Annotated in this window: 8 protein-coding genes; all 8 read left to right on the forward strand. The window is 48.1% G+C overall.

The window, feature by feature from the left end; translation table 11 throughout:
• Window positions 1–148: 148 nt before the first annotated feature.
• The 8 genes from ileS to FWJ59_RS04870 all read left to right on the forward strand — a co-directional run bounded on the left by ileS (window position 149) and on the right by FWJ59_RS04870 (window position 11,869).
• Window positions 149–3,268, forward strand: a complete 3,120-nt coding sequence (gene ileS, locus FWJ59_RS04835; protein WP_414480852.1) for an isoleucine--tRNA ligase — start codon at window positions 149–151, stop codon at window positions 3,266–3,268.
• A gap of 253 nt (window positions 3,269–3,521) precedes the next feature.
• Window positions 3,522–4,154, forward strand: a complete 633-nt coding sequence (locus tag FWJ59_RS04840; RefSeq protein WP_414480853.1) for a cyclase family protein — start codon at window positions 3,522–3,524, stop codon at window positions 4,152–4,154.
• A 33-nt stretch (window positions 4,155–4,187) separates the two neighbouring features.
• Complete coding sequence (locus FWJ59_RS04845) at window positions 4,188–5,402, forward strand: endonuclease Q family protein (protein WP_414480854.1); 1,215 nt, start codon at window positions 4,188–4,190, stop codon at window positions 5,400–5,402.
• 43 nt (window positions 5,403–5,445) lie between these two features.
• Window positions 5,446–6,306 carry a hypothetical protein gene (locus tag FWJ59_RS04850; protein ID WP_414480855.1) on the forward strand — a complete coding sequence of 287 codons (861 nt, stop codon included), beginning with the start codon at window positions 5,446–5,448 and terminating at the stop codon, window positions 6,304–6,306.
• Window positions 6,299–7,279, forward strand: coding sequence for an SPL family radical SAM protein (locus FWJ59_RS04855; RefSeq protein ID WP_414480856.1), 981 nt, complete (start codon window positions 6,299–6,301; stop codon window positions 7,277–7,279). Before FWJ59_RS04850 ends, FWJ59_RS04855 begins: the two co-directional genes overlap by 8 nt.
• A gap of 145 nt (window positions 7,280–7,424) precedes the next feature.
• Window positions 7,425–8,354, forward strand: a complete 930-nt coding sequence (locus tag FWJ59_RS04860; protein ID WP_414480857.1) for a hypothetical protein — start codon at window positions 7,425–7,427, stop codon at window positions 8,352–8,354.
• Between the two features lie 596 nt (window positions 8,355–8,950).
• Window positions 8,951–10,294 (forward strand): magnesium transporter, encoded by a 1,344-nt coding sequence (mgtE, locus tag FWJ59_RS04865; protein ID WP_414480858.1) that lies wholly within the window; start codon window positions 8,951–8,953, stop codon window positions 10,292–10,294.
• 15 nt (window positions 10,295–10,309) lie between these two features.
• Entirely contained in the window at window positions 10,310–11,869 is a 1,560-nt protein-coding gene (locus FWJ59_RS04870) for a glycoside hydrolase family 28 protein (RefSeq protein ID WP_414480859.1), read from the forward strand.
• The last annotated feature ends 184 nt before the right edge of the window (window positions 11,870–12,053 follow it).

The raw sequence follows: 12,053 nt of genomic DNA on the forward strand, positions 1-12,053 counted from the left end.
TATATACCAATTGTTACGGAGATGATTTGAAAGGAAATCTTTAACAAGATAATATGGTTAAAGCTTGGCTCTTTTGAGAAAAGCTGTATTTGGAGCGTGTAAATTTAAATGCGCGACTATATTGAGATAATGGAGGGGACGAGACGGTATGTATCAGAAGGTTTCAACCAGCCTGAACTTTGCCCAGAGGGAACAGAAAATATTGGAATTCTGGAAGCAAAACCGCATATTTGAAAAGAGCATGAAGCTTCGGGAAGGCTGTCCTACCTTTACCTTTTACGATGGACCTCCTACGGCAAACGGCAAGCCCCATATAGGGCACATACTTACCCGCGTGATAAAGGACATCATCCCCAGATATAGGACCATGAAGGGGTACAATGTATTGCGCAAGGCGGGATGGGATACCCACGGCTTGCCGGTGGAGCTGGAGGTGGAAAAGGAACTGGGCATAAACGGCAAGCCCGAGATCGAGAAGTATGGCATCGAGCCCTTTATTAACAGGTGCAAGCAGAGCGTATGGAAGTATAAGCAGGAATGGGAACGCATGAGCGAAAGGGTTGCCTTTTGGGCCGACATGGAGAACCCTTACGTAACCTATCACAACGAATACATCGAATCGGTGTGGTGGGCTCTCAAGAAGATATGGGAGAAAGGGCTTTTGTATAAAGGGCATAAGGTGGTGCCTTATTGCCCGCGCTGCGGTACCTCACTGTCCAGCCATGAAGTGGCTCAAGGGTACAAAGAGGTCAAGGATCCATCCATTTATGTGAAATTTAAGGTAAAGGGGCAGGACAACACCTTCCTTATGGCATGGACCACTACACCATGGACGCTGCCATCCAACGTGGCCCTCACCGTCAACGGCAACGAAACCTATGTGAAGGTCAGGTGCGGTGACGAGATATACATTTTGGCCGAGGCACTGGCTCCTACCGTGCTCAAAGAAGGGTATGAGGTGCTGGAACGCATGAAGGGTTCAGATTTAGTGGGCACGGAATACGAGCCGCTGTTTGACTTTGCCGAAGTGGATAAAAAGGCTTATTATGTGGTGGCCGATGATTTTGTAACCTTAAGCGAAGGTACCGGGATAGTCCACACCGCCCCCGCTTTTGGCGAGGATGACGCCAAGGTGGGGAGACAGTATGACCTACCTTTTGTCCAGCTGGTGGATTCCGAGGGCAAATTTGTCGATGCCGTTGAGCCCTGGAAGGGCATGTTTGTCAAGGATGCCGATCCGCACATAATAAAGCACCTGCAGGAGAGAGGCCTGGTATACGCCGTGATGGAGTATGAGCACTCCTATCCTTTCTGTTGGCGGTGCGATACCCCGCTGCTATATTATGCCAGGGATACATGGTTCATCAAGATGACGGCGGTGAAAGAGCAGCTGCTCAAGAACAACCGCCAGATCAACTGGCTGCCCGAGCACATAAGGGATGGCCGATTCGGCAACTTCCTGGAAAACGTAGTTGATTGGGGCTTGAGCCGCGAGCGGTACTGGGGTACGCCGCTGCCCATATGGGAATGCGAGTGCGGCTATCGCCATGTGGTGGGCAGCATAGCCGAGCTTAAGGAGATGGGGCAAAACGTGCCTGATGATATCGAACTTCACAAGCCCTACATCGACCGCGTATTCTTAAAGTGCCCCGTGTGTGGCAATGACAAGATGAAGAGGGTGCCAGAAGTTATAGACTGCTGGTTTGATTCGGGCTCCATGCCCTTTGCCCAGTGGCATTATCCTTTTGAAAATCAGGACAAGTTCCACAAACATTTCCCTGCCGACTTCATAAGCGAGGCCATCGACCAGACCCGCGGTTGGTTCTATACCTTGTTGGCAATTTCCACGTTGCTGTTTGACCAGCCACCTTATAAGAATGTCATAGTGTTGGGGCTTGTGCTGGACAAGGATGGGCAAAAGATGAGCAAGCACAAGGGCAACGTGGTGGATCCATGGGAGGTACTTGACAGCCAGGGAGCCGACGCGGTACGGTGGTACTTCTATATAAACAGCGCGCCGTGGTTGCCCAGCCGCTTTTCGGCCGAAGCGGTTAGCGAGGCGCAGAGAAAGTTTATGGGTACCCTGTGGAACACCTACGCATTCTTCGTGCTATATGCCAACATCGACCAGTTTGATCCCACCAAGTATACTCTGGAGTACGACAAGCTATCGGTAATGGATAGGTGGATTCTGTCCAGGCTGCACTCGCTTATAGCTACGGTGGACGACAATTTGAGCAACTATCGCATCACTGAGGCTGCAAGGGCCATCCAGGATTTTGTGGACGACTTGAGCAACTGGTATGTCAGGAGGAGCCGTGAACGCTTCTGGCAGAAGGGTATGCCGCAGGACAAGATAAACGCGTACATGACCCTGTACACCGTATTGGTAGAGCTGGCTAAGCTGGCAGCGCCCTTTGTGCCATTTATTACCGAGGAGATATACTGCAACCTGGTAAGAAGCGTACGAAGCGATGCTCCCGAGAGCGTGCACTTGTGCGATTATCCGGAGTCTGACCCCAAATGGATCGACAAAGAGCTGGAAAGAAACATGGACGTGGTGCTTAAATTGGTGAGCCTGGGGCGTGCCTGCCGCAATACGGCCAATATCAAGATACGCCAGCCTCTTAAAGCGCTGTATGCAAAGCTGGACTTCAGCCTGCCCGAAAGCTTTATGGAGCTGGTTAAGGATGAGCTCAACGTCAAAGAAGTGGTACTCACCGATGACATTGACAGGTTTACCGTTGTGACCATGAAGCCGCAGCTTAAGAGCGTGGGGCCCAAATATGGTAAGCTTGTTCCCAAAATTTCAGAGGCGCTAAAGGTGGTGGATGGAAAGAAGGCGCTCCAGGATTTTGAAAACGGCAAGCCTCTTGTTCTGACCATAGACGGCATGACGGTAGAGCTTACCAAGGATGATGTCCTTATCGAAACCGGGCACATGGAAGGCTTCGTGGTGGAGAGCGACTACAATATGACGGTGGCTCTGGACACCAACCTTACGCCCGAGCTAATCGAGGAAGGCTTTGTACGGGAGATCGTCAGCAAAGTACAGAACATGAGGAAGGAGGCTGGCTTTGAGGTAACTGACCGGATCGCGTTGTATTATCGCGACAATGATAGGATTGCAGGAATAATTGAGCGTAACAAGGAGGCAATAGCCGAGGAAGTCCTGGCGCAGGAGATCCTTCAGGGGGATGCCGACGGATACACCAAGGAATGGAACATAAATGATGAAAGGGTAACCTTTACCGTTGTCAAGAAATAAGGTTCTAGAAATGCGAGGGGAGCTTATTGGGCTCCCTCAATTTGTTTAGGGGAAAGATGTAATGGACAATAAAGGGGTGGTAACTCCCTGTTTTTACTAACTGATGATGGTTTTTTTGCTTTCAAAGGTCGAAGTATATTGGAGGGAGCAAAAGCGTTGATGAAGATGTGTAAAGCGCTCAATGTGCTGTGTGGCTTGACATTACTGTAGATGGGGTATTATAAAATTAAAGAGAAAATAAGGGGGAATATTTATGAGATGGATTGACATAACTCTGCCCATGGAAGAAAGCCGTGCGCCTTGGCCGGGCGATACCCCGTTTACCCGCCGCGTAACTCGCGAGATAGGCAAGGGGTCCAATGCCAACGTATCCGCCATTGAGTGCAGTTCACATTTCGGAACTCATCTGGATGCTCCTTATCATTTCATACCCGATGGCAAAAAGGTTGACGAGCTGGATTTAAACCTGCTAATTGGGCCCTGCCAGGTGGTTGAGGTTCCCGCCAAAGGCCATCATGTTGACCTTGAGGCCCTTAAAAGGCTGGTGGTGCCGGGGGTCAAGAGATTGCTCATCAAGACTACCAACTCGCAAATGATAAAGGACAGGGAGTTTCATAGGGACTACGTAGGGATATCGGCGGAGGCAGGGGAATGGCTGCTTGAGCAGGGCGTAAGGCTGCTTGGCATAGACTATTTCTCGATAGGCGCATACGGCGATACCAAGGATGTACACACCGTATTTCTGGGGCGCAATGATACGGTAGCCCTGGAAGGGATTGACCTCTCAAACGTGCAGCCGGGAATGTACTATTTAATATGCCTGCCTATGAAGATTGCAGGGGGCGATGGAGCACCTGTGAGGGCAGTACTGGGCGCCGAAGATTGACCTTTGAAAATGAAAAGTAGGAGCAGCATAAGCATGAAGGAGTACTTTGTGGATTTGCACGTCCATATCGGAAGGTCTTCGGATGGAAAAGTGGTCAAGCAGGGCACTTCCAAAGAGCTGACCTTTGCAAACATCGCCTATGAGGCGCGCTATCGCAAGGGGATAAACGTCATAGGGGTGGTGGATTGCGTCTCCCCCTGGGTCATAAAGGATATAGAAGACATGCTGGAAAGAGGCGATGTGGAAGAGCTGCCCCAAGGGGGGATGATGTATCGGGATGACCTGGTCATACTTCTGGGCTCCGAGATTGAGACACGGGAAAAAGGGGGCGGCCATGCCCATTCTCTGATATTTTTCCCTTACCTGTGGCAGGTCAAGGAGTTTTCCCGTATAATGGAAGACTACATGCCCAACCTGGCGGAAAATCCCACCCTGAGCAGGCTTTCAGGGCAGCAGCTTTTCGATATAGCCGATGCTCTGGGCGGCTTTTATATGCCGGCGCATGTGTTTACGCCATACAAGAGCTTTTACGGCAACTGCACCCACAGCCTGCACACCGTCTTTGATGAGAGCTCCTTTGCCAAAATTCCTGCGGTGGAGCTGGGCTTGAGTGCCGATACCTACATGGCCAGTTTGCTCTCCGAGCTGGACGGGAAGGCTTTTACCAGCAACTCGGATGCCCATTCGCTACTCAGAATTGGCAGGGAGTACAACGTTATGAGGCTTGCTAGTTTGAATTATGACGAGGTGCTCAAGGCCCTAAAGGGCCAGGATGGGAGGGAAATTGTGGCCAATTACGGCCTTGACCCCAAGCTGGGGAAGTACCACAGGACCTTTTGCCTGCAGTGCAATGAGATCACTGCTTTGCCGCCGCCGGTGCTCAAGTGTCCTAATGATTCAGGGCACAGAGTAGTGGTAGGGGTGAGGGACCGAATAGAGGTTATCAAGGATCGCCAGGACGATTCGACAGATGCTAAAGGTGGTTCCGCTAACAGAGCTTGGGGAACAAGACGTCCGCCCTATCATTATCAGGTGCCCCTTAATTTTTTGCCGGGGGTGGGACCCAAGACCATAGAGAAGCTCCTCAATGCCTTTGGCACCGAGATGAACATCCTGCATAAGGTGGAGCCGGAGGATTTGGCAAAGGTGGTTCCCCAATCCATTGTGGATATGATAATAAAAGGGCGCGAAGGGCGCCTGGCCATAGCCCATGGAGGCGGGGGTATATACGGGAAGGTTGTGGAGTGATATCGTTTTATCTTTTTGCATTGAAATTGAAAGGGAGTGCTGTATGGTATATATCGTAACGGCTTTGCCATGCGAGGCCAGCCCCATTGTCAGAAAATATGGTTTAAAGCGGGATAGCTGCAGGTATTTTCCCCTTTATCGGGGTGATGGTATGTGCCTCATAGTGAGCGGTGTGGGAAAGATGTCTGCGGCCATAGCCACCGCTTATCTGCTCGCTTACGATACGGGGCTTGGCCAAACCGGAGGAGAGAAAGGCCTGGCCATTATTAATATAGGGGTATGCGGTGCCTTTCATCAGCGATATCCGATTGGAACCCCGCTGCTTGTCAACAAAGTTATAGACCATGAGACCGGTAAGCAGTATTTTCCCGACATTTTGATAGAACACCCCTTTGAAGAGGGAAGCCTTGAGACATATAACCATGTGGTAAGGCAGGAGGACGTCTTAAGCGGGCGAGTGGAGCCACAGGCGGATTTGGCGGACATGGAAGCTTCGGGATTTTTCCAAGCCGCATCCCGCTTTTTATCTCCCCACCAGATATATATTATAAAGGTTATAGGGGATTACCTGGATGTAGTGGATTTTGATAGGCAGCGGGTTGCTCATTGTATCTCGGGGATCATGGGTTTGTTGGATGGATTTATAAAAGGGGTTGAGGGGTTATGCAGGGTGGAAGGAGATGTGCTAACTCCCGATGAACGCCAACAACTGGAAAAGGTCAAGGAGAGCCTACGCCTTACCGTGACGCAGAGCCATCAGTTGATGGATGCGGCCAGGAGATATAAGCTGAGAACAGGAAGGCAGCTGCCCGACCTTACAGAATTTACTCAAACCCAGATCAAGGTCAAGGCCGAGGGGAAGAAGGCGTTTGAGAGGATCAGGAGGTTGCTCCTTTATGAGTAAATTTTCCCACATATATATAGAGGAACGAGCTACGAATTATCCTGTAGCGCAGCAAGTGTTGAAGCGTTTTTCTGATTCCAAAAGGGTCATAATACGGCACTATAAGGATGTCTTCAACAGGCCTCATCAGGACTTTCGGCGGCAAAAAGCTTCCACAAAGCTCATACTGGCTGTCAAGCCGGAGCCCTTCCTGTATCCTGGACCTGAGGTGTGTGAAAGCTTTGGGAACCAGAACTTTTACTATACATCGCCGATCTTGAACTGCATCTACGACTGCCATTATTGCTATTTGCAGGGCCTTTATCCTTCAGCCAACATTGTAATCTTTGTGAACATAGAGGACTTTTTTGGAGCCGTGGATAGGCAACTTGAGGGGGGGACGTTATACCTTTGTCCATCATATGATACCGACCTGCTGGCTCTGGAAGGAATCGTCCCTTACGCCTCTCGCTGGATAGAGTTTGCGGGGACCAGGCAGGGCTTGCGCATGGAGCTGAGGACCAAAAGCGCCAACTATGGCGCTATTGCTCACCTAAAGCCGGTAGAGCAGGTGATACTGGCGTGGTCGCTATCGCCCGGTGAGGTGGCGCAGCGCTATGAGAGACTGGCTCCTACCTTGAAGGCCAGGCTTTCGGCCATAAAGGCCGCCCTCCAGGACGGTTGGCAGGTAAGGCTGTGCTTTGAACCGCTACTTAAGGTAGACAACTGGCAGCAGATATATGGCAAGTTCTTGGATGAGGTTTTCAGTATAGTTCCGGCCGAAAGGGTCTTTGATGCCAACATCGGGGTCTTTCGCATGAACAAGGAGCAGTTCAAGAGGATTAGCCGGCTGAGGAGCGATACCGATGTGTTTGCCTTCCCCACGGTATGCCGTGAGGGAGGGGTTGTGACGTACGAGGACGAGGAGGAGATGAGGGAGTTTTTCTATCGGCATCTCAGCAGGTATTTACCTCAGGAAAGGATATATGGATGAGCCAATAGGATTACCCAAAATCAAATTTAAATGCTTACTGAGGCAGGAATTTCGATCGTTTGTGAAGAATTTAAATATTACTGTGCATAACTATATATTTCCTTTCAAAGCCAACACTAAACTTAGGGAGGAGCGTGGATCATCTATGCCCGTCACGATTAAAGAGGTAAGTTATGGGGAATTTGGCAGATGCGTTGAGATTTCCAATGGGACGGTTGACCTGTTGGTCACTGTGGATGTGGGTCCCAGAATCATAAGGTTTGGCTTTGTAGGCAGGGAGAACGAGCTGTGTGAAGCACCGCAGGCGTCACAGCCGGTTCTGGAACCCGTAGGAGGAGTATGGAAGATAAAGGGCGGGCACAGGCTGTGGCATAGCCCGGAGAATAACCCCCGTACCTATGTGCCTGATGACCAACCTGTGGAGTGGCAGGAGATTGAAAACGGCATAAAGGTCAGGCAAAAGGTGGAGCCATGGGTGCAAATCGAAAAGGAGATGGAGATCACCTTGGCGGCCTGTTGCGACAGGGTGCGGATAGTTCATCGCCTAACAAACAGGAATGCTTGGCCTGTGGAGTTTGCGGCATGGGCCCTGACCGTCATGGCACCCGGTGGTAAGGAGGTTGTACCCCAACCTCAGAGGGACACTGGCCTTTTGGGCAATCGCGTGATAGCACTGTGGCCGTATTCCAAAATGAATGATCACAGGGTGTACTGGGGAGACAAGTATATCGTGCTGCAGCAGGATCCCAATACCAAACATCCCTTCAAGTTTGGCATAAATAATGAATATGGATGGGCGGCATACTTCAATCACGGCAATCTGTTCATCAAGCGGTTTATGCACCAGATGGGCAGGAAATATCCCGATTTTGGCGTTTCGTACGAAACCTATACCACCGATTTCATGCTTGAGATGGAGACCCTTTCGCCCTTAACCCTTGTGGAGCCCGGGGATACGCTGTCCCATGTAGAGGAATGGGAGCTCATCGGCGATGTAAAGGCGCCTTCCAATGACGAGCGAGAAATCGATGAAGTGGTGAAAAAATACATAGAATGCTGCTGCGATTGCTGCTAGTAAGCCAATAAACTTTGCTCTTAGGCTGAACCGCTGATTTCTTTTGCAAGCTAAAGCTGGCTGTGGTGTTAATGGTTGACGTTTTATGTTTTAAGGTGAAGCCAATATTTTTAAACTTGGATATGTGATAAAGGTGAAAAGAGCGGGTTTGATTTATCATTAAGCCCGCTCTTTTTTGCTGTTTTAAAATTTTGTTTGAATTTTTGACAGGTCTGTGTTATCCTATTCGAGTGAAGTTTACAAATATTGAACTGGTACGGAGGTGGTAGAATGGACGCTGGCCCTAGTAATTTACCCAAAAGTTTCGATGAAATAGCGGGCAAGGGGGTGGTGTCTTCTACTGCCTCTGTTTTCCATTTAATAAAAGTTTAAACATATCTTGGCATTAATAGCTGTTTGATCTTTTCTGAGCCATACATTACCTTATAAAGCTATATGGTTTTGAGAGTAATAGGAATAATAAGTCTATGAAGCTGGCTTTTAAATGGAAAACATGGGGCAGTAGATGTGGTAGGGAAAGTGCAGCGCCTTGGTTTAAATAGCTGTTACAGCTTTATTGTGCTTTCAAAATCATATAGCGTAAAGGGGGTAATGGTATGGCTATCGATGACATCAAACAGCTGCTGAATGAAAAGAGATACGGCGAGTTGAAGGAAAAGATAAAGTATATGCAGATACAGGACATAGCCGAGATTATCGATGAGCTGGATACCAAATATGCCATTATTCTGTTCAGGCTGTTGCCTAAGGAGATAGCTGCCGACGTTTTTTCTTATCTCTCTTCTGAACGCCAGGGCGAGATATCCATGATGATAGACGAAAACGAGCTCAACGAGATTGTAAATGACCTGTTCTTTGACGATAAGATTGACTTTCTGGAAGAGATGCCGGCCAACGTGGTCAAAAGGATATTGAGAAATACCTCTGAGGCTGAGCGCAAACTGATCAACCAGTTTTTGCAGTATCCCGAGAATTCGGCTGGTAGCCTGATGACCATTGAGTTCGTTGACCTTAAAAAGGAGATGACGGTGGCAGAGGCTCTTGACAAAATTCGTAGAGTAGGTCGTGACAGAGAGATAATTTATACCTGTTATGTCACCGATGCATGGCGCAAACTGGAAGGTATAGTCTCGCTGAAGGATCTGGTTTTGGCCCCTCCCGATGCCAAGGTTGAGGATATAATGAAAAAGGATGTCATATATGTTGATACCTATGATGACCAGGAAGAAGTTGCTGGCGTATTCAAAAAATACGATTTTTTGGCCGTGCCGGTGGTGGATCAGGAGAAAAGGCTTGTGGGCATAATAACCGTTGACGATATCGTTGACGTCATTGAAGAAGAGACCACCGAAGATATTCAGCGTATGGCTGCCATTCAGCCCACCGAAGAGGCATACTTGGATTCCACTCCTTTAATGATTGCCCGAAAAAGGATATTGTGGCTGCTGATATTGATGATTTCTGCTACTGTTAGCGGTTATATAATACGGAAATACCAGCTAGCATTGGAAACGGCGGTGGCCTTGGCTGCCTTTATCCCCATGCTCATGGATACCGCTGGAAATGCTGGTTCGCAGGCTTCGGTTACGGTGATTCGAAGCCTTGTATTGGGGGAGCTGAAATTTCGAGATATATTAAAGGTTATATTTAAAGAAACCCAGGTGGGGTTATTGGTTGGCATGGCGTTGGCTTTGGTTAACTTCGTAAGGGTCTGTTTTATCGAAGGTTATGATCTTAGCATAGCGGTTACCATATCCCTAACCTTAATATTTACCGTTATAATTGCTAAAATTATTGGTGGGACGCTGCCAATGATCGCAAAGAGGATTGGTCTTGATCCCGCTCTTATGGCCAGCCCGCTGATTACTACCATTGCCGATGCCATTTCACTGACCATATATTTTTCATTGGCAATTTGGATACTGCATATTAGTATTTAGGGAGGTGCGTAATCCGTGCTTAAATTTGATGTGGTATCGGTAACGGCGCGAACGGTTGCCCTAGAAGTAGATAATGAAGAGTGTTTTTATTCGCCCAACCGGCTTAACGTTTATGTTAACGATGAAAAGGTAGATGAAGTGAATACAAATGTCTTTATCATAAGGAATCTTATGCCCAATAGGGAGTATTCCGTATGGCTCGAGGATGCTGTTACTGGGGAGAAAAGCGAAAGAAAGGTAATTAGGACCAAAGATGAAACTGCCGTCGTAAACGTCAAAGATTTTGGCGCAAAGGGGGATGGCGTATCTAATGATACTTCTTTTATACAGGCAGCCATTTATGCCTGTCCCCCAGGAGGACGGGTGGTTTTCCCACAGGGCATATATTTAACGGCTCCTGTATTTTTAAAGAGCGATATCACTTTGGAGCTACAAAGGGATGCAATTATAAGGGGAGTTAAGGAACGGGAGCTTTACCCCATACTGCCTGGGGCACTGAAATCCGAAGATGGCGAGAAGGACTTTTATTTGGCTTCTTGGGAGGGGAATTCGGCTGAGTGTTTTGCCAGCTTGATAACTGGCATCAACGTTGAAAACGTGGTCATAACGGGTGAGGGGACCATTGATGGTAATGCCAGCTTTGATACTTGGTGGCATGAGCCCAAAGTGAAGAGGATAGCATGGCGCCCACGCACTATATTTTTAAGCAATTGCAAGAATGTTTTGGTCGAGGGCATTACCGTTAAGAATTCCCCTTCATGGACCATACATCCGTTACGGTGTAAAAATATGAAGTTTATAGGCCTCAACATTGAAAATCCCAAAGATTCGCCCAATACCGATGGGCTCAATCCCGAATCGTGTGATAATGTGCTCATACTGGGTGTCAGGTTTTCGGTAGGAGATGATTGTGTCGCAATAAAGGCTGGCAAGCGCACGGCTGACAGCAGCTGTAGCTTTGAACCTTCAAAGAATATATCTGTAAGAAACTGCTTGATGGAATATGGCCATGGGGGAGTGGTCATAGGCAGTGAAATGTCGGGCGGAGTTGCAGATGTGCATGTAGAAAAATGCATATTCAACTACACTGATAGAGGGATAAGGATAAAAACCAGGCGTGGCAGAGGCGGCTATATCGATGGCATTTATGCCACTAAAATCAAGATGAACGGTGTGGGAACGCCCTTTACCATCAATAGTTACTATTTCTGTGATCCTGATGGCAAGACGGAATATGTCTGGAGCAAGGAAAAGCTGCCTGTGGACGAAAGGACTCCTCATATAGGCGGTATTCATTTGAATAACATTACCTGCATAAATACGCAGATAGCCGCGGCATTTATATACGGCTTGCCGGAAGCTAAAATAGACAATGTAGTATTGAAGGACATCTACGTTCATTTTGATGTCAATGCCCAGCCGGGCTATGCAGAGATGTTGAGTTTTATCGAACCTATGTGCCGCAATGGGTTTTATATTAACAATGTAAAACGTTTGGAGATTAAAAATGTTAAAGTGGAGAACCAATTGACAGATGCGCTTATCAAGTTGAATATTGATGAGGAACATATGTAATTAACAAAGGGGGTGTCAAAACCCCCTTTTGCTAACTTTATTACTCGTCGTTTACTGTGGTTTAGAAACTTAAGCAGCTTTTCCAATGAGTATAACTTTCTCAATGGCTTGATTTATGACTCTTAAACCAGCATTTCTTTTTGTGCCATGTTGAACATCTCCTCTTTCATGGATGACATATCAG

This window comes from Caldicoprobacter sp. (assembly GCF_047459465.1).
Taxonomy (GTDB): domain Bacteria; phylum Bacillota; class Clostridia; order Caldicoprobacterales; family Caldicoprobacteraceae; genus Caldicoprobacter.